Source organism: Lysinibacillus sp., assembly GCF_032093475.1.
In the GTDB taxonomy this organism is placed as follows: Bacteria; Bacillota; Bacilli; order Bacillales_A; family Planococcaceae; genus Lysinibacillus; species Lysinibacillus irui.
Genome location: NZ_DAMDAY010000007.1, coordinates 46,523 through 70,739, shown reverse-complemented (window position 1 = coordinate 70,739; position 24,217 = coordinate 46,523). Strand labels below are relative to the sequence as shown.

Below are 24,217 nucleotides of genomic sequence, written 5' to 3'. Positions count from 1 at the left end.
ATCCAACCCGAATCATCCATTATTAAAAAAATTACTAATGGAAGCACCAGGCACATATCATCATAGTGTAATGGTTGCGAACTTAGCGGAGGCAGCGTGTGAAGAAATTGGTGCTGATGGATTATTAGCACGTGTTGGATGCTACTATCATGATATTGGTAAAACAAAGCGTCCAGCTTTTTTCATTGAAAACCAGATGTCTGGTATTAACCCACACGATTCATTACCACCTGAAACAAGTGCGGAAATTATTATAGCCCATACGACTGACGGAGCTGACATGTTAAAACGCTATAAAATGCCTCAAGAAATAATTGATATCGCCTTACAGCATCATGGAACAAGTTTGTTAAAATTTTTCTTATTTAAAGCAAAAGAGCAGGGGAAATCCATTGATGAAGCTACGTTCAGATATCCTGGGCCAAAACCTCAAACGAAGGAAGCGGCCATTATTAGTGTGGCGGATAGTGTAGAGGCAGCGGTTCGTTCAATGAAAGAACCTAATGCTGAAAAAATTCATAAGCTAGTACGAGCAATTATTGATGATCGAGTACAGGATAATCAGTTTGATGAATGCGATATTTCAATAAAAGAGTTAAAATGTATAGAGAGAGTTCTTTGTGAAACGTTGAATGGGATTTTCCACTCACGTATTGAATATCCAAAGGCAGACAAGTAGGAGGATCTATGATTTTAACAATTGATTTTACAGATGAAACAAATGAAGTATCAGTACAGCATACGGAGCTTGTTGAAAAGCTATTGCAGCATGCTGCGAGTATTGAAAACATTGAGCCAGAAACAGAGGTTTCTGTGACGTTTGTTACGAACCAGGCGATTCAAGATATTAATCGTGAATACCGTGGCAAGGATCAGCCAACAGATGTTATTTCCTTTGCACTAGAGGAGCTGGGTGAAGGGGAAATAGAAGTAACGTTTGAAGGTATGCCACGAATATTAGGGGATATCATTATTTCAACCGATCGTGCAAAAGAGCAAGCTGAGGAATACAATCATTCCTTTGAGCGAGAATTAGGCTTTTTAGCAGTGCATGGTTTTTTACATTTACTTGGTTATGACCATATGGAGCCAGAAGATGAAAAAGTAATGTTTGCAAAGCAAGATGACATATTAAAGACTTTCGGTTTAGGACGAGACTAAATGGATTGGCGCAAATACTTGCGATCTTTTGGCTATGCAATAGAAGGCATCCTAACAGCGAGTAAAGAACAGAATTTTAAATCGCATGTAGTAAGTGCAATTATTGTTATGTTGGCTGGTTATTTAACGGGTTTATCTCGTATCGAATGGTATATTGTGCTACTATTAATAGCACTAATGTTTGCACTAGAAATGATCAATACAGCCATCGAACGGGTAGTCGATTTAGCTTCCCCAGAGATACACCCACTTGCTAAGCAAGCAAAAGACATTGCAGCAGGTGCAGTGCTTGTATTTGCGCTATTCAGTGCTATAATCGGATTACTCATCTTTCTACCAAAATGGTTTTAATGGAAATGAGTGTCTTCTAATGTAAATAAACCATAAATGTGAGGGAGAATTAGTATAGATGACAATGGATATGCAAGCATTACTAGAAGAATCAAAAAAAGCACGTGAAAAAGCTTATGTTCCGTACTCAAAATTTAAAGTAGGGGCTGCTCTTCTAACAAAAGAGGGAGAGGTTATTCACGGCTGTAATATTGAAAATGCAGGCTATAGTATGACGAATTGTGCGGAGCGTACAGCGTTTTTTAAGGCAATATCTGAGGGCATTTACGAATTTGAAGCCATTGCGATTGTAGCTGATACGGACGGGCCATGTGCACCATGTGGAGCATGTCGTCAGGTCATGATGGAGTTTTGTGCTCCAACTATGCCTGTCTATTTAACGAATTTAAAAGGTGATGTTACGGTAACGTCAGTGGGCGAATTACTACCGTTTGCCTTTACGACGGAGGATTTAGAGAATGCAGGAAACTAATAATGGCTACAAGTCAGGCTTTATCTCTATTATTGGTCGCCCGAACGTTGGAAAATCGACATTTTTAAATCGTGTCATTGGCCAAAAAATTGCGATCATGAGTGATAAGCCGCAAACAACACGAAATAAAGTACAAGGCGTACTAACAACAAATGATAGCCAGATGATTTTTATTGATACACCGGGTATCCACAAACCAAAACATAAACTAGGCGATTTCATGCTCAAGGTTTCTAAAAACACGTTACGTGAAGTGGACGTTATTATGTTCATGGTCAATGCGGAGCAGAAACTTGGTAAAGGCGATGAATTTATTCTAGAAATGTTAGCTGGGAACCCAACCCCTGTCTTCCTAGTTATCAATAAAATCGATGCCATTCATCCTGATGAGCTAATAGGGATTATTGACAGTTATAAAGAACGCTATAACTTTGCAGAGATTGTACCGATTTCGGCTCTACAAGGCAATAACGTAGAAAATTTATTAGCAACACTATCGAAATATTTACCAGAAGGGCCACAATACTACCCAGCGGATCAAGTAACAGATCATCCAGAGCGATTTATTATTTCAGAGCTTATTCGTGAAAAAGTGTTACATTTAACACGTGAAGAAATTCCGCATTCTATAGCTGTTGTCATAGATAAAATTCGTCGAGATGAAGAAAATGAAGATAAAATTCATGTTGCAGCCACAATCATTGTGGAGCGCGATTCTCAAAAAGGCATTGTCATTGGTAAACGTGGTGCCTTATTGAAAGAAGTAGGGACACGGGCGCGTAAGGATATCGAAATGCTGCTAGGTTCTAAAGTTTATTTAGAGCTATGGGTAAAGGTACAAAAAGATTGGCGCAATAAATCAACGCATTTACGTGATTTCGGTTTCCGTGATGATGAATATTAAGATGCTTTTATAGTTTTTACGTTGAGCTGTCCAAAAAATTTTGGAGAGCTCTATTTTCATGGACAGCTTTTAGAAAGGAGGGGGACTATGCTTCATAAATGGGAAGGAATTGTTTTAAAGGTGCGTGCTTATGGTGAATCCAATAAAATTGTGACCTTATTGACGCGTGAGGCAGGGAAGGTTGCCACTATGGCACGAGGAGCTAAAAAGCCTTCTAGTCGATTAGCATCTGTCACACAACCCTTTACGTATGGTATGTTTATGGTACAACACCATACAGGCATGGGTACATTGCAACAAGGGGAGCATTTGAATTCTATGCGCCATATTCGTGAGGATATAATGGCTACAGCTTATGCTAGCTACATAATGGAATTAGTGGAGCGTGTGGTAGAAGAAGGAAAGCCGGAGCCCTTTGCATTTGATGTTTTACTCCATGCTTTACAAGCAATAGAGGAAGGCTATGATCCTGAAGCCATTACCCTTTTTGTAGAATGGAAAATGCTGCCCTATACAGGTGTGCAACCCATATTACATGCTTGTGCCTCATGTGGAGCTGTAGATGGAGAGTTTGCTTTTTCCTTTGCACAAGGAGGTTTTTTATGTCATCGCTGTTATCAGCATGATCCCTACATCATCCGCTTAACCCCAACCCAGCTTAAGCTAATACGTATGTTTTATACAGTTCCAATTGATCAAATTGGAAAAATAGATTTGAAAAAGGAAACAAAATATTTTATCAAAAAAATTATTACAACGATTTATGAAGAGCAAACGGGTATTCGCTTTAAGACGAGAAAATTTATTGAGCAGCTAGAGAGAACACCTGAATTGCAAATACGGTCTAAAGAGGAAATGCCAGAAGATCAATAATGTTCTTCTGGCATTTTGCATTCTTTAAATTTCATCGTCTAATACGAATAAAATAGCCCGTTTACCAGCAATACTTTCAATATAAAGATCAGCTTAGCTCTTTCCCCGTTTTTTCCCCGTTAAATAGAGAATGGCAGTGTCTGCAAAAATCGATAACTACATAAACAAGGGCGAAAGGAGCTCAGAAGCGGCTAGTGTTAATTCATCCGTTACCTGTGTTGGTACGAATGGTAATTTGCTATCCGTTCACTTAATGGGTAGATTTCTGTACAATCCTCTTCTTTTACTTCTTCTAGCGTTGCTTTTAGCTTTCCATTAACGTTTTTCACATGTATTAAAAAGCTTTAGTACTTATCTCCTTCTATAAAGGTGAAAAAATGGAAACTTTACGTATGAAACCTTTCCTTTAATAAGGAAAGTGGATGGATAAAATTTAAAATTTTACAAAATAAAATTAACGTAAAAATTTATTCTTATTTAATAAATACTTGTTTTAAAATCATCATTTATATGTCTATTGAATTCATTAATAACATTGAAATTATAATGATTAATTATTTTATAGTTAAATAGATTTGTATTTTCATTTAGTTTTCAATATATAAATAGTAGAAACTATTCATAGGAGTCCCATATACTAGTTGAAAAGGTATTTTAACCTATGATATTGTAAATGATGTAGATAATCGTATTTATATTTTTATGAGTATAATTAGTCGTTTCATCCCCGTAAATGTACGTTAGATAAATTTAGATTTGCCTATGAAAAGCCTCTATCAGCAAAAACGTATGCTTATACGTTTATCAGAATAACGCAGTCTTACGGAAGAAGGAGGGAGTCACATAGTGCTTAGTACATGCGTATGTGGCAGAAAATATGCTACGAAAAGTAACCTTAAGTATTCATGAAGTTGAAGCAAATGATATCTTAGCAGAAGATATTTTTTCAGAGTATCGCTTACTAGCTAAAAAGGATCTAGTTTTAACGGAACGAATTATTGCCTTACTTAAACTTCGTAAAGTAGATGAATTGTCTGTCTATTTACCATCTGATTCAGTTCGAGTTGTCCATGATTTAAGTGCGCAACGAACAAGAGAATATGAAGATCTCTTTGCCCCATTAATTGAAAAAAGCGAGCCAGTTGATGATTATAAGGAAAAAGTGAGTCAGCTTTTTATGACCACCCTGGAGAATGTCGTACATGAATTGCGCTATGGGCAAATACTTAAAAGTATGCAGGATACAGCCTATGTACGAGAGATTTTCGAAAAAATTTTAGAAAAAAAACATCGTTATGAACTGCTTATACGTTTAAAGGAATGGGATGAATATTCCTTTGTCCATTCATTTGATGTATTTGTATTAGGTACCATCTTTGCTAGATACCTAGGTTTAATGGATATCGAAACGTTAGCAAGGGGTTATTTGTTCCATGATATTGGGAAGGTGTTTATCCCTCAAGAAATACTAAATTTAAAGAGAAAGCTCTCAGAAGATGAATTTGAAATCGTTAAAACACACACAACAAGGGGTTATGAGCTACTAGTAGAACAAAATGAAGAGGACATCGCCTATTTAGCGCGAGATCACCACGAACGCTTTGCCGGGAAGGGCTATCCGAATCAACTTTGTGCAGATAATATGAGTGAAGGTGTGCAATTATTACAAATTATTGATGTTTATTCAGCCATGACATCAAAGAGAGTCTATCATATGGGCTACGGTGCTACAGATGCTTTAGCTGTTTTATATAGAGATCGCCATTTATATAATGAGAATTTTATGCATAAGTTTGTAGAATGTTTAGGAATTTACCCAGTCAACTCGGTTGTAATGTTGTCAGATAATCGCAGTGCACAAGTTGAGTTAGTGTATGATTTATTTCCTACATTACCGAAGGTGAGATTGCTAGATGAACAGAAATTGATGAACCTGCCTTTGAATTATAGTGTGAAAATTGCGAAGATGATTGACTATCGTTCCAATAGCTTTGAAGAGATTTTTAACTTATTTGTGGAGCAATTGATTCGCTGTGATGAAAATAATCTGAGAATTCATTTTAATAAATTAATTGACCATTTACATCCTAAAGAAATTGTTTTGAAAATTTTCTTACCAGCCTTTCGTATTTTACGTGTGTTAACAAGAGAAATTCAAACAGATATGACGAAATACAAAAACGCTATAAGCATCTTAAAAAAACTATTAGAAGAGCAATTAAATGTTTTATACATGGATTATCAGCATGAGAAAACGGCCATTTTAGTAGTAGAAACATCATTACGAGAAAATTTTTTCATTAAGCTTGTACAAAGTATTTTGTATATTGATAAAATTGTACCATTTTTCATCAATCCTGGTGATGATCAGCGAATTACACAATTAATGGGACATTGCGATGTGAATGTCGCTTATTTTATTGAAGATGAGCGAACTGTTGATAAGCGAGTACGTCCTATGCGAGAAGGAACGTTTCTATATTACTCATTAGATGATATTGAAGAGGTACTTGTTAGTTTAATTGGGATGAGTATGAAAAAGTTTTCTTTTGAGGAAAAGATGCAAGAGCGCTTATTTTCAACATCCCAAGTATAAGAAAGAGGGAGTGCCTTATCGGCTACTCCCTCTTTTGGTAATTTAAACATTAGAATTGAAGATGTTTTTCAATATATGCTTTTACTTCTGCAATTGGCATACGAACTTGTGACATAGAGTCGCGGTGTCGAACTGTTACTTGGCCATCCTCTTTTGAGTCAAAATCGTAAGTGATACAGAATGGTGTACCAATTTCATCTTGTCGGCGGTAACGTTTACCAATAGATTGTGATTCATCGAAATCAACAGGGAACGCTTTACGAAGCTCAGCCCAAACATTAGCCGCTTCATCAGATAATTTTTTAGAAAGTGGTAGAACAGCAGCTTTGAATGGTGCTAAAGCAGGATGGAAGCGTAACACTGTACGTTTATCGTCGCCTTCTAGCTCCTCTTCATCATAAGCATCACATAGGAATGCTAATGTTACACGATCTGCTCCTAAAGATGGTTCAATACAATAAGGAACATAGCGTTCATTTGAAACTGGATCGATATAAGTGAAATCTTCACCAGAATGTTCCATATGTTGTTTTAAATCGTAATCTGTACGATCAGCAACGCCCCAAAGCTCTCCCCAACCAAATGGGAATTTGAATTCGATATCTGTTGTCGCATTTGAGTAGTGAGATAGCTCATCATCCTCGTGATCACGAAGACGCATAGAATCTTCCTTCATGCCTAAGTTTAGTAACCAATTTTTACAGAATTCTTTCCAATATGCATGCCATTCAAGGTCTTCACCTGGTTTGCAGAAGAATTCTAGCTCCATTTGTTCGAATTCACGAGTACGGAATGTGAAGTTACCTGGTGTGATTTCATTACGGAAAGACTTACCGATTTGTGCAATACCAAAAGGTGTACGTTTACGCATAGAGCGTTGAACGTTTTTGAAGTTTACGAATATACCTTGTGCCGTTTCAGGACGTAAGTAAATTTCATTAGTAGACGATTCCGTTACACCTTGGAAAGTTTTAAACATAAGGTTGAATTGGCGAATATCTGTGAAATCAGCTTTTCCGCAATCAGGACATACAACGTCATATTTAATCATTGTTTCTTTCATTTGATCGAATGTCATACCATCGACAATGATTTCATCACCTTTTGCTAGCGCAGCATCTTCAATAATTTTATCTGCACGATGGCGAGCTTTACAAGATTTACAGTCAATCATTGGGTCATTGAAATTACCCACGTGACCAGAAGCAACCCAAGCTTTTGGATTCATTAAGATAGCCGCGTCAATACCTACATTGTATTCTGATTCTTGAACGAATTTTTGCCACCATGCTTTTTTAATATTGTTTTTTAATTCAACACCTAGTGGACCATAATCCCAAGTGTTTGCTAGACCACCGTAGATTTCTGAGCCTGGGAAGACAAAACCTCGGTGTTTTGCTAATGATACGATGGTTTCCATTGATTTGTTAGCCATAAAATAGCCTCCTTCTTAGTTTTACAGATTATTCTTTTAGCGGTAAATCGCTAAAGTTTGTTCATTTAGTTGGACTAAATGAAAATAGCACCCGTCTCCGGGCACAATGTATGCCCAGGGACGAGTGCTAATACCCGCGGTTCCACCCTGATTGTTTTAAACAAATGTTTAAAACCTCTTTTTAAAAAGTTAGCTCAGGGAGTGCCTTTTCTCTGTTGCTATGTAGACTTTCACCATCTTCTACTCGCTATTGAATGGAACAGATACTTTTTTCCCATCATCGCCTGTATAACGCAATTTTGCTCGAAAATACAAATAGAGCAAGCGTATGTGTCAATATTGTAGCATGTAGTTCTTTAATTCGCAATAATTATTAAAATAGTATATAATAATTGAGCATAAGTATAACACTATTAGATTTGAGGCGGTGAGTCCAATCGAACTCAATAAACGTCAGGAAGACATATTACAAATTGTAAAAGAAAACGGCCCTATTACTGGTGAACATATTGCCGAACGTCTCAATCTGACAAGAGCAACTTTAAGACCAGATTTAGCCATTCTAACAATGGCAGGATTTTTAGATGCAAGACCAAGAGTTGGTTATTTTTATTCAGGTAAAAAGGCATCTGTCAACCTAATGGATAGTATTCATAATTTAAAAGTGAAGGATTTCCATTCGGGTCCTGTAGTAGTACCAGAAACTATGACGGTTTATGATGCAATTTGCTTTATGTTTTCTGAAGATGTTGGTACACTCTTTGTCGTAGATAAGAATGAGTTTTTGACAGGCGTACTATCTCGCAAAGATTTACTGCGTACTAGTATTGGCACGCAGGATTTAAATAAAATTCCAGTACATATTATTATGACACGTATGCCAAATATTTCGTACTGTGAAAGATCCGATTCTTTAGTTGTCGCGGCGAACAAACTTATTGAACGAGAAGTTGATTCGCTACCAGTGGTTGAACCCCAAGAGGGTGGTTTGACCATAGTAGGTCGTCTTACAAAAACAACGATTACACGAGCTTTCTTATCTCTTGCACAAAATGTCTAAAGTTAGAAGGAGACTGCATGAAAAGACTACGCGTATTTGTTGTATCTGATTCAGTCGGTGAAACTGGTGATCAAGTTGCAAAAGCAGTTATTAGCCAGTTCCGACCGGGTCTTGAAAATACTGTTATTCGTCGATTTCCACATATTCAATCCGAGGAGCTTATTCGTAAAATTGTTTTTCTTGCAGCACAACAGCGAGCATTTATCGTCTATACACTAGTTCGTCAAGAAATGCGTAAATTATTACATGATCTATGTGAACAAGAAAAAATTCATGCCGTGGATATTTTAGGACCAGCTTTACAATCCATGGCGACCTTTATGGAAGAGAATCCTTTAGAAACACCAGGTATTGTTCATATGCTTGATGATGATTATTTTAAAAAAATAGAAGCGATTGAATTTGCGGTAAAATATGATGATGGTAGAGATCCACGTGGGTTACTACAGGCGGATATTGTCCTTGTGGGTGTATCAAGAACGTCCAAAACGCCACTTTCACAATATTTAGCCCATAAAAAATATAAGGTGGCAAATGTTCCTTTAGTTCCAGAGGTAGAACCACCTGAAGAGCTTTTACAGCTAGATCCAAAAAAATGCTTTGGCTTAATCATTTCACCTGAAAAGTTAAACTCTATAAGAAAAGAACGATTAATGTCACTTGGATTGAATGATGATGCCATATACGCACAGCATGAACGAATTTTAGAAGAAATCCAACATTTTGAAAAAATTGTCGATAAAATAGGCTGTAAAGTTATAGATGTGACGAACAAAGCGGTAGAAGAGACAGCAAATACAATCATAGAACATATTTTGACCTGTAAATAAGAAAGTAATTTGAAACCACCTCGGTTAGTAGAGGCGGTTTTTTTGAGTGGATTTTGAAAATGGTATAGATAAAAACTAATTTTTGTTTTATAATAATAAAATTGTGGTAAAAATATTTATAAGAGAAAAATCCTAATTTTTTGTCGAGAAATAAAGGAATTTTAAAACGAATAGCGAATTGTGTTTCTATAACGCAAATATAAAAGATGGTGATGGATTTGGCAGGGAAAATTCCAGAAGAAGTAATTGAACAGATTCGTACACAATCGGATATCGTTGATGTAATTAGTGAATACATGCAGCTGACCAAGCGTGGGCGAAATTGGTTTGGCCTCTGTCCATTTCATGGAGAGCAAACACCATCTTTTTCTGTATCAACTGATAAGCAAATTTTTCATTGCTTTGGTTGTGGTGCAGGGGGAAATGCTATTACTTTTGTAATGGATATGGAAGGTATTTCTTTTCCTGATGCAGTTGTGAAACTTGGAGAACGTGTTGGCATACAATTAGATGTTGAGCCAAGTTTTCCAGGGGGAACGAAAAAAGTATCTAAAGCAGAAGAAAGGATGAAGGAAGCACACGCTTTTGCGGCAGATTTTTTTCACCATCTACTATTAAATACAGAGGATGGCGAAGAACCTTTAAATTATTTACTAGAAAGAGGATTTACAAGGGAACTTATCGAATCTAATAACATTGGTTGGTCTCTCCCAAGCTTTGATGCATTAACAATATTGCTTGAAAGAAAAGGTTATAACTTACAAGAAATTGCGGAAAGTGGCTTAATCATTAAGCGAGAGGGAGAAGAACGTTATTTTGATCGTTTTAGAGGACGAATCATGTTTCCTATTCGTGATGAAAATGGTAAAATCATTGCCTTCTCTGGTCGAATAATTTCATCAACTGGTGAGGAAGCGAAATATTTAAATAGTCCAGAATCACCAATATTTCAAAAAAGTGAAGTGCTATATAACCTAGATAAAGCACGAACTTCTATCAGAAAAAATCGTCAAGTAGTATTGATGGAAGGTTTTATGGATGTACTAGCAGCTAACTCTGTAGGTGTAATGAATGCCGTTGCGACTATGGGTACCTCGCTAACAAATCAGCATATCACAAAGCTAAAGCGCTTAGTAGAGCAGATTACGATTTGCTATGATGGTGATAATGCTGGATTTGATGCAGCAAAACGAGCGGCGCAATTACTGCATACGGAGCGGATGAAAGTTAATATTGCTGTGTTACCAGAAAAATTAGATCCTGATGAATATATTCGCACTTTAGGTGGACAAGCATTTAAGGAACAAATTTTGGAAAACCCTCATGCGTATATTGCTTTTATGATGATGCATGCTAGACGCAATAAGAACTTTCAATTTGAAAATGATACGCTTCAATATATTCAAGAAGTCCTAGAACAGCTGGTAGGTAGATCATCACCAGTGGAACGAGATTTGTATATACGGCAGCTATCAAATGAAACAAATATCTCGGAAGAAGCTATTTATGCCCAATTCCGAAAGCTGGAGGCTAATCAGGTACGTTCTACAAAAGCAGAAATACCTACACAGATGCCTTCAATGCCAGTCACACAGCAACAAAAGCCTATGGACGCAGCCGAACGTGCCGAACGTTTATTACTGGCTCATATGCTTCATAATATAGATGTAGTAGACAGGGTATTACGAAGTGACCAGAAAGAGCCATTTGTACGAGATGCTTATATGGCAGTTTTTGTTCGCTTAGTAGGATTTTATGAGGAATATGGTCATCCAGATTATCAACGCTTTGTGGAAATCTTAGATGACGCTGAATTACGGAAGATTGTTATGGAAGCAGCTTTAGTCGAGCGAGATCCTGATCAAGCAGAGGCAGAGGTTATGGACTCCATCCGTCAGCTTCAAAAATATAGAATTGAGCAAGAAATTTATCAAAAGATGCATGAGTCAAAGGAAGCGGAGAAGATGCATGAGTATGCACGTGCACTTGAAATCGCCCAACAGATTATTCATTTAAGAAAATCGTTATCGGCGATTTAACCCGATTCGGTTGTTTAGAAGGAGGAAGGTTTATGGCGGACAAGTCAGAACGTTCAAAAGAGATAGAAGTAGAAATTACATTAGATGATGCAAAAAAATTCCTACAAGAAAAAGCAAAAACAGAAGGTGAAATTTCTATGAAAGAAATTTCAGAGAAACTAACGCCTTATGAATTGGAAAACGAAGAAATTTTCCATTTTGCTGAGGATCTTGAAAAGCATAAAGATATTCAAATCATTGGTAAAGAAGAATTTGAAGAAGAAAGTCTCATGAAAGAAGAAGCGAATGAAGAAACTTTCGACTTAAATGATTTGAGTGTACCACCAGGTGTTAAAATTAATGACCCTGTACGTATGTATTTAAAGGAAATCGGCCGAGTAGATTTACTGTCAGCTGAACAAGAAATTGCTCTTGCAGAGCGTATTGAGCAAGGGGACGAGGAAGCACGTAAACGTCTTGCAGAAGCTAACTTACGTCTTGTTGTATCGATTGCGAAGCGTTATGTTGGTCGTGGCATGCTATTCCTTGATTTAATTCAAGAAGGAAATATGGGTCTTATTAAAGCGGTAGAAAAATTCGATTACCGTAAAGGCTTTAAATTCTCTACTTATGCTACATGGTGGATTCGTCAGGCTATTACACGTGCAATCGCTGACCAAGCTCGTACAATCCGTATTCCTGTTCATATGGTCGAAACCATTAATAAATTAATACGTGTACAACGTCAACTTTTACAGGATCTAGGCCGTGAACCTTCTCCAGAAGAAATTGGTGAAGAAATGGATTTAACACCTGAAAAAGTACGTGAAATTTTAAAAATTGCACAAGAACCAGTATCTCTTGAAACACCAATTGGAGAAGAAGATGATTCACATTTAGGAGACTTTATTGAGGACTCCGAAGCACAATCTCCATCTGATCATGCAGCCTATGAATTGTTAAAAGAGCAGTTAGAAGATGTATTAGATACTTTAACAGATCGTGAAGAAAATGTACTTCGTCTACGTTTTGGTTTAGATGATGGTCGCACACGAACTTTAGAAGAGGTAGGGAAAGTCTTTGGCGTAACACGTGAGCGTATTCGCCAAATTGAAGCAAAGGCATTAAGAAAATTACGCCACCCATCTCGTAGTAAACGTTTAAAAGACTTCTTAGAGTAAATTTAAATAGATGGAGCTATCCCATTAGTGTGAAAATACCTAGTTGGATAGCTCTTTTTTATACAGTGAAAATGAAAAGTGCCCCTCTATTCACCTATCTAGTTATCTCCAATAATAGATAATTAGAATGAAGGGAATGATGGATTTGCTACTTTGTACAGATGTATTTTTAAATAGTGTGAGATAAAATTGTAATACAACCATTATTAAGCAATGTTTGGAGCTAACACTATGACAAATCCTCGAAAAAAAATAATTCTGAATGAAATTTTGTTTTGGAAGCAAAATAAACTTTTGCCAGAGCACTATTGCGACTTTCTAGCAGCTCTTTATACGGAAGGAGCAGATATAGAGGAAATAGAACCAGTGCAACATCCTAAACAAGCGATCTTACCATCAGAAAAAAGAAAAATGATCCTGTTAGTTGTAGGTCTATGTATCGCCATTATGGCTGTATTGGCTATCTATTTTACAATAAAATCTTTGACTTTGATCTTAACTGTTCTTGTGGGGATAGGCGCGTGCATATTATTCATTGTTGCATGGCAAATGGCACGAAAAAAACAACTACTAGCCCCTATTTTTCATGTATTAGCGGCAATTCTGCTGTTTAGTATGTCTATCCGCATTTGCACTACATATTTTAGTGGAAATAATATGGTTTTATTTTGCTTGATTGCAGCGAATTGTCTAATATGGCTTTGGTCGGGTATTAAAATGAAACTGTTATATTTCACAGTCTCAGGTGCTTTAGGATTACTAGCACTGATTGGGTATTATATCATAAATTTATCTTAACTCAGTACGCATACAATATTTCCATCGAAATAAGCTTTACCATTAAAAAATGTTATTCTACAACAATGAATCTACAATTTGATCAACATGTAAATAAAGTTCTCATCTTTTGGATTAATAAAGTCTGTATGCTGAAACATAGCATACAGATTTTTTTATTTTTTGGTATATGAATGTCTGCAAAGGGTATGATAACAGCAAGAGTATAAGGAAAAAGAGTTGGATAGGGGGATCAATTTGACCAAATTTTGGTGTTTGCAAGACATATTTTATCCAATAGATACAGAAATGTCGAATTTGTTACAAACAAAGGAAAACTTAGCGAATAGGGCTTTTCGTTTCTTTGTTAATGAAGTACAATATTAGATGTTGACTGATTCTATATTATAATAGAAGTAGACTTAAAATGAGGAGGGGAAACTTATGAAAAACAATCCAGTCGTTCCTTACATCTTAATTCTGGCATTTGGTATTGGTCTTATTTTCTTCATGTCTTTACAAGGTGCAGATAACAAGAAAGAAATTGCTGCTGAACATGAGGGTGGTGGCGAAACTACTACAGAAACTACAGACGCGAATGCTGATGGTTCAGCACTAGTACAATCTTGTATCGGTTGTCACGGTGGTGATTTAACTGGTAGTATGGGTCCAAATCTACATGGCTTAGATGAAGCACATATCGTAGAAGTTTTAACAAAGGGTATCGAAGGTACTCCTATGCAACCTAACATGAAAACTGAAGAGGAAGCAAAAGCAATCGCTGAATACATTTCTACTTTAGAATAGTATGACTGACAAGTAGCTGTACTGCTAAAGTACAGCTACTTTTATCTTTAAAAGAATGCACCGAGGTCGTCTTGGGACTTTTAGGTACATAATAAAATGGGGTTGTCCACATAGAAATATGGACAACTCCATTTGTTTTTTTTCACGACATCATCCATACTATTAATGACTCTATTGAAGATAGGCGGTATAAAATGAACGCACAAAAACTTTCAAAGCGATTAGAAACAGTAGCAAAATTTGTTCCAACAGGAGCTGTCATGGCGGATATTGGTAGTGATCATGCTTATCTACCATGTTATTTGATTCACCAAGGAACAGCCTCTCGTGCCATAGCAGGGGAAGTTGTCAAAGGACCTTATGAATCAGCTGTAGGACAAGTTCAGAAGGAAAACTTAGTAGAAAAAATTACAGTACGTCTTGCTGATGGATTAGCAGCGATTGAAGAGGCAGACCATGTAGATACGGTGACAATAGCTGGAATGGGAGGACCTTTAATTGTCTCCATTCTAGAGAAGCATCCCGAAAAGCTTCAAGGTGTCACACGTCTTATCTTACAACCCAATATACATGCCAAGGTCATTCGGGAGTGGGCTCTAGCACATGAATGGGCGATCCTTGATGAAGAGATTTTAGAAGAAGATGATAAAATCTATGAAATCCTTGTATTACAAAGAGGGCAAATGGAGCTATCAACAGCAGAGATTTTAGTTGGCCCTAAACTAAGCCAACGCAAATCACCAGCATTTATAAAAAAATGGCAACGTGAAAAAGACAACTGGCAACGTGTCCTTCAATCTATTAAAGGAGCAGAACAGACACCTGAAATTGAAGAAAAACGTGCAGAGCTAATGGCTTTAATACGTTTAGTGGAAGGAGTTTTGTAAGATGAAAGCGGTAAATGGTCAAGAAATCATTCAAGTATTTGAATCATGGTCGCCCAAGAAACTAGCTTGCATGGAAAATGATCCAATTGGTTTAGCCATTGGGACGCTCAACAAGCCTGTTCATAAAGTATTAGTCACGTTAGATGTCAATGAAGAGGTGGCGGACGAGGCAATTGAAAAAGGTTGTGAGCTGATCATCGCTCATCATCCTCCAATTTTTAGACGTTTAGCGAATATCCGCACAGATAATCCGGCAGGGCGCTTATATGAAAAGCTTATTAAACATGATATTGCTGTATATGCGGCACACACAAATTTAGATGTGGCTGAAGGTGGGGTCAATGATTTACTTGCAGATGCCCTAAAGCTAGAAAATCGTTCTATATTAGAAGAAACGTATGCTGAAAATCTGTTGAAGCTAGCCGTCTTTATACCAACTGCCAATGCAGAAGCCTTACGTGAGGCGCTTGAAAAGGCTGGTGCAGGTCGTATTGGGGACTATGAAGAATGCAGCTATACGACGACTGGTGAAGGGCGATTTCGTGCATTAGCAGGGGCAACACCGTTTGTTGGCTCTGTTGGAGAGTTACATGTAGAGGAAGAAGTAAAAGTGGAGGTCGTATTTCCTGAATCCATTAAAAACAGAGTGTTAAAGGCAATGCTCACAAGTCATCCTTATGAGGAGCCTGCCTATGATGTTATACGTCTCGAGCAACAAACAAATGTTATGGGGTTAGGGCGTGTAGGTTACTTATCACAGGAAATGACGCTACAGCAATTTGCTGAGTTCGTAAAGCAGCAACTAAAAGTCCCAGCAGTTCGTGTCGTAGGTAATTTACAGTCAAAGATCAGCAAAGTGGCGCTTGTAGGGGGAGACGGTAATAAGTATATTTATGCGGCGAAGCGTGCAGGTGCAGATGTCTTTTTAACAGGTGATATGTACTTCCATACGGCACAAGACGCACAGGCTATTGGCTTACAAATTGTCGATCCTGGTCATCATGTAGAAAAAGTGATGATTGCAGGTGTTGCCCAAAAAATGGCTACACTATGCGAAGATAAAAAATATCAAGTTGAATTTGTACAATCAACCATTCATACTGAACCATTTTTATTTGTATAAGTGAGGGGAACATTGTGGCTAGTGAAAGACCAGCAGGCAATAAAGCCGGTAAGTTATGGATTATAATAGGTGTATTCATCGTTGTTTTTGGCATTGGTATGACGGTCATGACGAATACCATCAATGATAAGAAAATAGATGCTATGACCCAACAATGTGAGGATGATGGTGGACAAGCGATAGTTTCAAAGGAAAAAAACTTTTTATCCACTAGTTATTCCTTTGAGTGTCAATAATAATATTGCGGCTGAGCTCTAGTAGTACTAGTGTTTCAGCCTTTTTTATGCAAACAATCTATTGATAATGATAAGATTGGTATAAATTTATAATTTATTAAAAGAAATGGGGAAGTTGTCGTGTTTATCCGTTTATCAAAAGACCAGCAAGAAATGATACTTGCTGATATTCAACGATTTTTCTATAATCAGCGTGATGAGGACATTAGTGAATTTGAAGCAGAGCGTGTGTTAGATTTTATTAAGGAGCAGATTGCTCCCCATATTTATAATGCAGCTCTATCTGATGCTAAATATGTTGTAGAAAGACAATATGCTGCAATTGAGGAGGAACTCGATGCATTGGAGCAACCGATAAAATTGAAATAAATGCTCTCTACCCCTCTAATATAAATAATTGACAGAAAATAAAGAATTATGTTAATTTAATCTTGAATTGAAGATAATACTTGCAATTCCTAGAGTAGTGATGATTAATGGACTATTTTCTTGACCAAAATGGTTATGAGTGGCAATCGCGTACAGGAAGCGAGAATAGTCACAATAAAGGATGAAGTGGGGAGAATTTATATGTTGAAAATTGGTATTATTTTAGGAAGTACGCGAGAGGGGCGTGTAAGCCCACAGGTTGGCACATGGGTGAAGGAAGTTGCCGAAAAACGCCGTGATGCAGAGTATGAAATCATTGATATTGCAGATTTTAAATTACCATTTTTAGGAGAACCAGGTGGAGATACTTCAGGTGTAGCTGCATGGTCAGAAAAAGTAGCAGCATGTGACGGCTTTGTCTTTATCGTTGCGGAATACAATCATTCCATTACGGGTGCATTAAAAAATGCATTAGATTATTTACGAGTAGAATGGAATAATAAAGCTGCTGGTATTGTCTCCTATGGTTCTGTTGGAGGTGCACGTGCTGCTGAACATTTACGAGGCATTCTTGGAGAACTACTAGTGGCAGATGTTCGAGTTCATCCGGCATTATCATTATTTACTGATTTTGAAAATGGCTCTGTCTTTAAACCAAAAGAGGTGCAAGCAGATTCTGTTCACCAAATGTTAGATCAGCTCATTCCTTGGTCAACAGCTTTAAAAACAATTCGATCTTAAGTATTATTATGAAAAAAACGACCCCTTTCAAAGATGGTATCATTATGGAAGCGGTCGTTTTTTGATGTGATAACACACATTAATGCTTAATTTCTTCAATAACTTTTTCTTTTAAATCATTTTCCATAGAAGATAGTTTAACTGTATTGGTAAGGCGTTCTTTTAATTCTTTATCTGTCATAATGCCACGTTCCTCTAAAATTTGTACGAGTAGATTTAATGTCAGTATATTTTTAATATCCGCTGCTTTTGTGTCCATATAAAACACCCTCCAAAATATTAGAATTACTACCTTTTTAGTGTACTCCTTTTTGAAAAGCTTGACATAAAATGGACAAAATTAAGCGAATTTATTTCGCGTCCCGGAATATATCAGGAAAAGTAAGCAATACAATGACTAGCTAGTCGTTGAGGGAGACATTTCTCTTTACAACACCTCGCACTGCATCTGCTGAATCCCTATAAAAAAGTGAATATTGAAGTAGTAAGGGTCATACCTTCCTATCAGGAGGGATTCAATGGTTAGAAGGTTTGGGCTTGTTATAGGGTTGTTAGTGGTGATAATAGCTATACTAATCCTGTTTGATAAATTAGTAGTAGATGATAAGTCAGTAGCAAATAAAGGGGAGCAACCACCTATTACGAATGAAGAGTTAAGCCTTTCTCGATTAAAGGAGAAGCTACTTGAAAAGTATGTCGGGATTGATGTTAAAACGACTGAAGAGAAGGAATTGGTAATCCAAGTAGTCGGCACAGAAGATTATTTGCAGACGGTCAAAAAAGATATGGAGTCTATTGCCAAAAATGCAATTAAATCGTCTCCTTTAAAAAACTATCCCATCGTTTTTGAAAGATGGGAGTTTACCTCGTTGCGCGATGACAACAAGAAAATAGGGGATGATATCAACCTGTTGATGGAAGAGCTAATCGCAGGTTTAGAAGACTTTGATGTATACGAATACTTAGTCATTGAAAATCGAACGACTATTACGATTCAAACTACGATAAAAGGCGCCAGTCATGAAGGAATTCAGTTAGCAATAGGGATAGAAGAAGCCATTAAAAAAATTGTACAAGCGAATGCTTCACAAAATAATTCTTATGTCATTAATATATTAAATGCGCAACGTCAAAAAATAAATTAATCATGTAAAAGAGGATCTATGACAAAGGCATCGAGAGTCTATTCGTCGATACCTTTGTCATATTTACATCTGCAAACTATGTAGTAATGGCAAAAAGTGCTTGATAAAGAGTTGCAAGGAGTGCAACAAAGTGCATATCATCTGCCTGGAAAAGCTTAAACTGTATACCTGTTCGTACTAACTCCGTTTCAATAGGACTAGCACTAGCAATCTTTTCATTATTGCAATATAGATAAGCGGTAGAAGTAAAATCCTTTTCAAACCGAAAGTCTAAATCGTCCATTGTAAATGAATAAGAGGATTCCAATAATTGGACTGTTTTCCGTTGAATCGGTATCAAACTACCATCAGGCATCACAATTTGATGGCTGACTCCTTTTGTTAATAGGGTAGATTGTACTTGAAAAAGGGGTGCACCTAATGTAGATCGCGTTTCATAACGATAAGGCAATGTTTGCTGTGCTGCTACTAGCAAAACAGCATTCAGTACTTTGCCGGCAGAGGAACGCTCTACTTTTTGAAGCACACATATTGTTTCATTTTGTTCATTCACGATTGGAATATGGGTAAAGCTTTTCAAAGCTTTAGGATACGTAAGTGTAAATATTGCCATAAAGAAACCTCCAGTCATTATCTATACGAGTAAGCAGTTGAGGAGGTTTCATGAAAAGAGCTATCTTTTAGAAGCCGAACAGATAAAATTACTTTATCTTTTATCAGCTTACCTCGTGAAAAGTTGAATCATCTAAAAATGAACAGGCTGCTGAAATAGCGAATTTTTATTTCGCTTTCAGCAGCCTGTTTAAATTTATGGCATTTGAGTGTGCCCAGAAAGAGCACGCTTTTCTTGCTCTGTATCAAATTCTTTTTCCATTTTTGAAACAACTACCGTAGCTACGCCATTACCAATTAGGTTTGTGACAGCACGTGCCTCTGACATAAAACGATCTACTCCGATCAATAGGGCAATCCCTTCTACTGGGATCATCGGAAATGCTGCCAATGTTGCGGCTAGTGTAATAAAGCCAGAGCCTGTTACACCCGCTGCTCCTTTAGAAGTGAGCATTAAGATGGCTAATAACGTAATCTGATGCCAAATATCTAAATCCACACCGTACGCTTGTGCAATAAAGATGGCAGCCATTGATAAGTAAATGGAAGTTCCATCTAAGTTAAATGAATAGCCTGTTGGTACAACAAGTCCGACTACTTGCTTAGAACAACCGTAATTTTCCAGTTTACGCATCATAGAAGGTAAGGCCGATTCTGATGAAGAAGTCCCAATAACGATAAAAATTTCCTCTTTAATGTATTTAATAAATTTAAAAATACTAAAGCCAAAGTAATGTGTAATCAAGCCAATAATCACAACGATAAAAATAAACATCGTAATATAAACAGATAGCATTAAAAATCCTAAGTTTCCGAGTGATTTAATACCAAAGTTACCGATTGTATAGCTCATGGCACCGAATGCACCAATAGGAGAAATTTTCATGACCATGTTAACGATTTTAAAGAAGATATCTGCTACTTGCTCAAAAAATTTAATAACAGGCTTAGCAGGCTCCCCAATAGCTGCAGCAGCTAGTCCAAATAAAACGGCAGAGAATAAAACAGGTAATAATTCACCATTCGCTAATGCCCCAACGACATTCTCAGGAATAATTTGCATAATAAAAGCCCCTAAGCCATGCTCTGCTGCGGCAGCCTCTGTATATTGAGAGACATCAGCCCCATTGGCAGCCTCTGTATTAAAACCTTTACCTGGCTGAACGATATTTACGACGATTAGGCCGATTGCAAGAGCGAAGGTTGAAACAATTTCAAAATAAATTAAAGCTTTTCCCCCAATTTTTCCAACCTTTTTTACATCACCCATACTACCAATACCTATTACAACAGTTAGGAAGATAATAGGTGCAATTAACATTTTGATTAATTTGATAAAGATATCTGCAAGTATTTTTAGCTTCGCACCGAATTCTGGGAATATTGCTCCGACTAGGATACCTAGCACAATGGCAATCAATACTTGCACCGTTAAGTTTTTAAAATTTATACGCATATAGTTTTCCCCCTATAACAACTATGGCTATTGTGTGAACGCTTTCATGTGGTTATCATAGCTGAAATTTTCCGACAATAGTTTTTATGACCGTAAAGTTTCTATTGTTCATTTTGTTCATTTTTGAGTGACGGGGAGATAAAGGCAAGAATAGCAAGGGTTTGTAGCTGTTTTATAGTAGTTTTGGAAATAGGTAATCTATTATAATACAAAAGAAAAAATCCTTACTATTTGTAAGGATTAATCATTAATGACCAAAAGTATTAGGGAGTAACAATCTTTTCTATCTTGGATAAAACATGATCATTTTGTATATGAGTTTTATAAAAATCGTAGACAGGGGCTAGCTGCTCTTTAAAACGCTGTCTTTCTGAAGGGCTCATCGTATAAACAGTAAAATCAGCTTGCTGTTTGAGCTTTTCCATATCTTTTTCATTCATAAGTATTGCCTGATCAAATTGCCATTCTGTTGTCTCTTTCATTGCAGAAATCAATTGATGTTGGATTTTTACAGGTAGAGAGTTCCAAAATGTTTCGTTCATTAAGACAGCATAGCCTAAAATTCCATGCTGAGTGATCGTCATATGCTTTTGTACTTTGTAAAACCCTTTAGAGTAAATATTAGAGGCTGTATTTTCTTGTGCATCAATTGCGTTTTTTTCTAAATCTGTAAAAACCTCACTAAAAGAAAGGGGAATTGGTGTTGCTTTCATTACTTCGAATTGTTTTTCTAAAATTTTACTTGGCATTGTTCGTATACGTAAGCCCTGTAAATCTTCAAATGTATGAATGGGTTGGTCGACAGACGTTAAATGCTTAAAGCCATTGTACCAAAAGCCCAATCCCTTAATATGAAACGGTTCTAGCTCGTTTACTAATTGTTCCCCAATAGAACCTGTCAGGACTTCCTGTACTTCCTCATCTGTATTAAACAGATACGGTAAATCAAGCACCTGCCAATTAGGCACATATGCGGTCATCTTCGAAAAAGTGGGGATAATCATTTCCACGTCACCCTTTTGTAAGGCCTGAAACTCATTTTCATCATTAAATAAAGAGGAATTTGAGTACACATGGACTTTGACTTTCCCGTTTGTTTTCTCTTCTACTAACTCAGCAAATTTATTGGCTGCCTGTCCTTTTGGGGTATTTTCGGCTACCACATGACTTAAATGAATAGTAATTTGTGAGTCTAAGCCCTTTTGCTCATCATCATAGGGAAGCGGTTTAGCAAAGAGTAATCCTTGCTGAACACTGATTGCTACGATTAAAACAAAGACGGTTACAATCGTTCCAATAATAAATTTTTTCATTGAATACACCCAATTAATTCGTATTTTCTGATGTTTTTGTTATTCTAACATATGGAGTAAGCTAAAATATAGTAGGAGGGAGGCAATCATTTTGATATTTCAAAAGTTATCTATGCAGAGAAAAATTATGTCGCTGACTTTTTTTATTCTGATGCTTTCCTTTAGTATTGGTGGCACTTTTTTGTTGGGGTTTGTGATGAATGAACAAAAGACCCAACTTAGTGATCAAGCATTACTTGTGGCAAAAACCGTCTCACAGCTTCCCGAAATAAAAACCTATATAACCGATAAAAATTTTAATGAGGCGATACAACATATTAACCCAATAGTTGAAGAAATCCGTGATATAAATGGGGCGAAGTATATTGTTGTTTTAGATATGCAAAGACGCAAATACTCTCATCCAAATAGCGAGGAGCTTGGACGAATATCCCAATCTGGTGATTTAAACGCTGCTTTTTCAGAGCATTATTATACGTCAATCGCTCATGGGGGACATGGTGATATGGTTCGAGCATTTGTACCGATTATGAATAATAAGGGACAACAAATTGGTGTTACGATAGTTGGTTACAGTGTTCTTACCGTTGTAGAATTGCTGCAATCAATGCAAACAGAGCTTATCATTACTGTCATCTTATCATTAATCTTTAGTGCGTGGGGTGCGCGTACATTAGGGCTTCATATGAAAAAACAAATGTTTGGATTAGAGCCTCATGAAATTGCCAAAATGTATGTAGAACGGACAGAAACGTTTAATGCCATGCATGAAGGAATCATTGCCATCGACAATGATTTGACGATAACGATTTTTAATGAAAAAGCATGTGACATATTAGGTGTACATGAAAAACCATCTGCACTAATTGGTCAGAAAATTTTTCATGTCCTTCCTGATACTCGACTTCCTGAAATTTTGGAGCTAGATCAACCATTATTTAACCGTGAACTCTATATTAATAATCATAGTATTATGAGTAATCGTATTCCGATTCAAGTCAACGGAAAAACCGTCGGGGCAGTGGCAATGTTTAAAGATCGTACGGAAGTGAAAAAGCTTGCTGAAGAATTAACAGGTGTCAGGGCATTTGTACAAGCACTTCGTGTGCAAACACATGAGCATAAAAATAAACTGCATACTATAGCTGGTCTTTTACAGCTTGGACATCATGAACAGGCTTTGTCATACTTAACGCAAGTAAAAGAAGAACACGATGAAATCACCAACTTTTTAAATGAACGTATAAAAAATGAAAATATTTCAGGGCTTTTGCTTAGTAAAATTTCCTATGCAAAGGAACAAGGAATTCGTCTGGAAGTTGATCGTGAAAGTCGCTTAACGTCATTCCCACCTAACTTGGATCATCATGATTTTGTTATTCTATTTGGTAATTTAATAGAAAATGCTTTTGATGCTTTAAAGGATGCACAAGTTGAAGAGAAAGTGATTCATGTTTCAGTGGATGAAGACGATGATGTCTTAGCTATTTTAGTAACCGATAATGGTATAGGCATGACGGAGGAAATCAAGCAGCACATATTTGATAATGGTTATTCTACAAAAGAGCAAAAAGACCGAGGAATAGGGTTATTTTTAATAAAGGAAATCATTGAAAAAGGACAGGGTGATATCGAAGTCATCAGTGAACCTAACAAAGGAACGAGTTTTTTAATAACCTTTTATTATGCATAACAGGGAGGACGGACAGTGTTGCAGATCAAAGTATTATTAATTGAGGATGATCCGATGGTACGAGAGGTTAATCGTCAATTTATTGAAAAGGTTGAACATTTTCAAGTGATTGGACAAGCATCTAACGGTCTTGAAGGCATTACGCAAATACGTCACCATCAGCCTGATTTAATCTTT

26 protein-coding genes are annotated in these 24,217 nt (G+C 36.8%); 21 read left to right on the top strand and 5 right to left on the bottom strand.

The window, feature by feature from the left end; genetic code table 11:
- The 7 genes from RT445_RS03465 to RT445_RS03435 all read left to right on the top strand — a co-directional run.
- Positions 1-679 (top strand): HD family phosphohydrolase (locus RT445_RS03465; RefSeq protein WP_313469700.1); only part of this gene is annotated, 679 nt, incomplete at its 5' end.
- Positions 680-687: 8 nt separating this feature from the next.
- Positions 688-1,161 carry an rRNA maturation RNase YbeY gene (gene ybeY, locus RT445_RS03460; RefSeq protein ID WP_274793798.1) on the top strand — a complete coding sequence of 158 codons (474 nt, stop codon included), beginning with the start codon at positions 688-690 and terminating at the stop codon, positions 1,159-1,161.
- Positions 1,162-1,512, top strand: a complete 351-nt coding sequence (locus RT445_RS03455; protein WP_274793797.1) for a diacylglycerol kinase family protein — start codon at positions 1,162-1,164, stop codon at positions 1,510-1,512.
- Positions 1,513-1,570: 58 nt separating this feature from the next.
- Entirely contained in the window at positions 1,571-1,984 is a 414-nt protein-coding gene (locus RT445_RS03450; protein WP_274793796.1) for a cytidine deaminase, read from the top strand.
- A complete protein-coding gene (era, locus tag RT445_RS03445; protein ID WP_274793795.1) occupies positions 1,971-2,888 on the top strand; it encodes a GTPase Era in 918 nt (305 codons plus the stop codon). The genes RT445_RS03450 and era overlap by 14 nt, the downstream gene beginning before the upstream one ends.
- A gap of 87 nt (positions 2,889-2,975) precedes the next feature.
- A complete protein-coding gene (recO, locus tag RT445_RS03440; protein ID WP_274793794.1) occupies positions 2,976-3,761 on the top strand; it encodes a DNA repair protein RecO in 786 nt (261 codons plus the stop codon).
- 877 nt (positions 3,762-4,638) lie between these two features.
- Positions 4,639-6,357, top strand: a complete 1,719-nt coding sequence (locus RT445_RS03435; RefSeq protein WP_274793793.1) for an HD-GYP domain-containing protein — start codon at positions 4,639-4,641, stop codon at positions 6,355-6,357.
- Between the two features lie 49 nt (positions 6,358-6,406).
- Here RT445_RS03435 and RT445_RS03430 read toward each other — a convergent pair whose 3' ends face one another.
- Positions 6,407-7,792: a glycine--tRNA ligase gene (locus tag RT445_RS03430; RefSeq protein WP_274793792.1), complete on the bottom strand. Its 1,386-nt coding sequence runs from the start codon at positions 7,790-7,792 to the stop codon at positions 6,407-6,409.
- Positions 7,793-8,219: 427 nt separating this feature from the next.
- Between RT445_RS03430 and ccpN the strand changes: the two genes are divergently transcribed.
- The 11 genes from ccpN to RT445_RS03375 all read left to right on the top strand — a co-directional run bounded on the left by ccpN (position 8,220) and on the right by RT445_RS03375 (position 17,821).
- A complete protein-coding gene (gene ccpN, locus RT445_RS03425) occupies positions 8,220-8,852 on the top strand; it encodes a transcriptional regulator CcpN (protein ID WP_274793791.1) in 633 nt (210 codons plus the stop codon).
- A 17-nt stretch (positions 8,853-8,869) separates the two neighbouring features.
- A complete protein-coding gene (locus tag RT445_RS03420) occupies positions 8,870-9,682 on the top strand; it encodes a pyruvate, water dikinase regulatory protein (protein WP_274793790.1) in 813 nt (270 codons plus the stop codon).
- Between the two features lie 206 nt (positions 9,683-9,888).
- The gene (gene dnaG / locus RT445_RS03415; protein ID WP_274793789.1) at positions 9,889-11,721 is read left to right on the top strand and encodes a DNA primase; all 1,833 of its coding nucleotides are present in this window, start codon (positions 9,889-9,891) and stop codon (positions 11,719-11,721) included.
- Between the two features lie 32 nt (positions 11,722-11,753).
- Positions 11,754-12,881 carry an RNA polymerase sigma factor RpoD gene (gene rpoD, locus RT445_RS03410; protein ID WP_004227165.1) on the top strand — a complete coding sequence of 376 codons (1,128 nt, stop codon included), beginning with the start codon at positions 11,754-11,756 and terminating at the stop codon, positions 12,879-12,881.
- A gap of 231 nt (positions 12,882-13,112) precedes the next feature.
- Positions 13,113-13,679, top strand: a complete 567-nt coding sequence (locus RT445_RS03405; protein ID WP_274793788.1) for a hypothetical protein — start codon at positions 13,113-13,115, stop codon at positions 13,677-13,679.
- 423 nt (positions 13,680-14,102) lie between these two features.
- Positions 14,103-14,465, top strand: a complete 363-nt coding sequence (gene cccA / locus RT445_RS03400; RefSeq protein ID WP_274793787.1) for a cytochrome c550 — start codon at positions 14,103-14,105, stop codon at positions 14,463-14,465.
- Between the two features lie 194 nt (positions 14,466-14,659).
- A complete protein-coding gene (locus RT445_RS03395) occupies positions 14,660-15,352 on the top strand; it encodes a tRNA (adenine(22)-N(1))-methyltransferase (protein WP_274793786.1) in 693 nt (230 codons plus the stop codon).
- Between the two features lies 1 nt (position 15,353).
- Positions 15,354-16,475 carry a Nif3-like dinuclear metal center hexameric protein gene (locus RT445_RS03390; protein ID WP_313469692.1) on the top strand — a complete coding sequence of 374 codons (1,122 nt, stop codon included), beginning with the start codon at positions 15,354-15,356 and terminating at the stop codon, positions 16,473-16,475.
- A 14-nt stretch (positions 16,476-16,489) separates the two neighbouring features.
- The gene (locus RT445_RS03385) at positions 16,490-16,711 is read left to right on the top strand and encodes a hypothetical protein (RefSeq protein ID WP_274793784.1); all 222 of its coding nucleotides are present in this window, start codon (positions 16,490-16,492) and stop codon (positions 16,709-16,711) included.
- A 120-nt stretch (positions 16,712-16,831) separates the two neighbouring features.
- Complete coding sequence (locus tag RT445_RS03380) at positions 16,832-17,080, top strand: DUF2164 domain-containing protein (RefSeq protein WP_274793783.1); 249 nt, start codon at positions 16,832-16,834, stop codon at positions 17,078-17,080.
- Between the two features lie 201 nt (positions 17,081-17,281).
- Positions 17,282-17,821 carry an NADPH-dependent FMN reductase gene (locus RT445_RS03375; protein ID WP_274793782.1) on the top strand — a complete coding sequence of 180 codons (540 nt, stop codon included), beginning with the start codon at positions 17,282-17,284 and terminating at the stop codon, positions 17,819-17,821.
- A gap of 79 nt (positions 17,822-17,900) precedes the next feature.
- Here RT445_RS03375 and RT445_RS03370 read toward each other — a convergent pair whose 3' ends face one another.
- Positions 17,901-18,080 carry a hypothetical protein gene (locus RT445_RS03370; protein WP_274793781.1) on the bottom strand — a complete coding sequence of 60 codons (180 nt, stop codon included), beginning with the start codon at positions 18,078-18,080 and terminating at the stop codon, positions 17,901-17,903.
- Positions 18,081-18,339: 259 nt separating this feature from the next.
- On the opposite strand from RT445_RS03370, the gene RT445_RS03365 reads away from it, so the two are divergent.
- Positions 18,340-18,966 carry a hypothetical protein gene (locus RT445_RS03365; RefSeq protein ID WP_274793780.1) on the top strand — a complete coding sequence of 209 codons (627 nt, stop codon included), beginning with the start codon at positions 18,340-18,342 and terminating at the stop codon, positions 18,964-18,966.
- A gap of 76 nt (positions 18,967-19,042) precedes the next feature.
- Here the strand turns inward: RT445_RS03365 and RT445_RS03360 are convergent, their stop codons facing one another.
- The 3 genes from RT445_RS03360 to RT445_RS03350 form a co-directional block, all read right to left on the bottom strand.
- Positions 19,043-19,579, bottom strand: a complete 537-nt coding sequence (locus RT445_RS03360) for a tubby C-terminal domain-like protein (protein ID WP_274793779.1) — start codon at positions 19,577-19,579, stop codon at positions 19,043-19,045.
- Positions 19,580-19,774: 195 nt separating this feature from the next.
- Positions 19,775-21,034 (bottom strand): dicarboxylate/amino acid:cation symporter, encoded by a 1,260-nt coding sequence (locus RT445_RS03355; protein ID WP_274793778.1) that lies wholly within the window; start codon positions 21,032-21,034, stop codon positions 19,775-19,777.
- Positions 21,035-21,297: 263 nt separating this feature from the next.
- A complete protein-coding gene (locus RT445_RS03350; RefSeq protein WP_274793777.1) occupies positions 21,298-22,347 on the bottom strand; it encodes a TRAP transporter substrate-binding protein in 1,050 nt (349 codons plus the stop codon).
- 112 nt (positions 22,348-22,459) lie between these two features.
- On the opposite strand from RT445_RS03350, the gene RT445_RS03345 reads away from it, so the two are divergent.
- Both RT445_RS03345 and RT445_RS03340 read left to right on the top strand, forming a co-directional pair.
- Complete coding sequence (locus RT445_RS03345) at positions 22,460-24,040, top strand: ATP-binding protein (RefSeq protein WP_431812197.1); 1,581 nt, start codon at positions 22,460-22,462, stop codon at positions 24,038-24,040.
- Between the two features lie 15 nt (positions 24,041-24,055).
- A partial coding sequence (locus RT445_RS03340; protein WP_313469703.1) for a response regulator occupies positions 24,056-24,217 on the top strand: 162 nt, incomplete at its 3' end.

What these genes read in the sequence shown, in the direction of transcription:
- ybeY (WP_274793798.1), top strand. Translation starts at nt 688, where the DNA reads ATGATTTTAACAATTGATTTTACAGATGAAACAAATGAAGTATCAGTA.
- RT445_RS03455 (WP_274793797.1), top strand. Translation starts at nt 1,162, where the DNA reads ATGGATTGGCGCAAATACTTGCGATCTTTTGGCTATGCAATAGAAGGC.
- RT445_RS03450 (WP_274793796.1), top strand. Translation starts at nt 1,571, where the DNA reads ATGACAATGGATATGCAAGCATTACTAGAAGAATCAAAAAAAGCACGT.
- era (WP_274793795.1), top strand. Translation starts at nt 1,971, where the DNA reads ATGCAGGAAACTAATAATGGCTACAAGTCAGGCTTTATCTCTATTATT.
- recO (WP_274793794.1), top strand. Translation starts at nt 2,976, where the DNA reads ATGCTTCATAAATGGGAAGGAATTGTTTTAAAGGTGCGTGCTTATGGT.
- RT445_RS03435 (WP_274793793.1), top strand. Translation starts at nt 4,639, where the DNA reads ATGCTACGAAAAGTAACCTTAAGTATTCATGAAGTTGAAGCAAATGAT.
- RT445_RS03430 (WP_274793792.1), bottom strand. Translation starts at nt 7,792, where the DNA reads ATGGCTAACAAATCAATGGAAACCATCGTATCATTAGCAAAACACCGA.
- RT445_RS03420 (WP_274793790.1), top strand. Translation starts at nt 8,870, where the DNA reads ATGAAAAGACTACGCGTATTTGTTGTATCTGATTCAGTCGGTGAAACT.
- dnaG (WP_274793789.1), top strand. Translation starts at nt 9,889, where the DNA reads ATGGTGATGGATTTGGCAGGGAAAATTCCAGAAGAAGTAATTGAACAG.
- rpoD (WP_004227165.1), top strand. Translation starts at nt 11,754, where the DNA reads ATGGCGGACAAGTCAGAACGTTCAAAAGAGATAGAAGTAGAAATTACA.
- RT445_RS03405 (WP_274793788.1), top strand. Translation starts at nt 13,113, where the DNA reads ATGACAAATCCTCGAAAAAAAATAATTCTGAATGAAATTTTGTTTTGG.
- cccA (WP_274793787.1), top strand. Translation starts at nt 14,103, where the DNA reads ATGAAAAACAATCCAGTCGTTCCTTACATCTTAATTCTGGCATTTGGT.
- RT445_RS03395 (WP_274793786.1), top strand. Translation starts at nt 14,660, where the DNA reads ATGAACGCACAAAAACTTTCAAAGCGATTAGAAACAGTAGCAAAATTT.
- RT445_RS03390 (WP_313469692.1), top strand. Translation starts at nt 15,354, where the DNA reads ATGAAAGCGGTAAATGGTCAAGAAATCATTCAAGTATTTGAATCATGG.
- RT445_RS03375 (WP_274793782.1), top strand. Translation starts at nt 17,282, where the DNA reads ATGTTGAAAATTGGTATTATTTTAGGAAGTACGCGAGAGGGGCGTGTA.
- RT445_RS03370 (WP_274793781.1), bottom strand. Translation starts at nt 18,080, where the DNA reads ATGGACACAAAAGCAGCGGATATTAAAAATATACTGACATTAAATCTA.
- RT445_RS03365 (WP_274793780.1), top strand. Translation starts at nt 18,340, where the DNA reads ATGGTTAGAAGGTTTGGGCTTGTTATAGGGTTGTTAGTGGTGATAATA.
- RT445_RS03360 (WP_274793779.1), bottom strand. Translation starts at nt 19,579, where the DNA reads ATGGCAATATTTACACTTACGTATCCTAAAGCTTTGAAAAGCTTTACC.
- RT445_RS03355 (WP_274793778.1), bottom strand. Translation starts at nt 21,034, where the DNA reads ATGCGTATAAATTTTAAAAACTTAACGGTGCAAGTATTGATTGCCATT.
- RT445_RS03350 (WP_274793777.1), bottom strand. Translation starts at nt 22,347, where the DNA reads ATGAAAAAATTTATTATTGGAACGATTGTAACCGTCTTTGTTTTAATC.
- RT445_RS03345 (WP_431812197.1), top strand. Translation starts at nt 22,460, where the DNA reads ATGCAGAGAAAAATTATGTCGCTGACTTTTTTTATTCTGATGCTTTCC.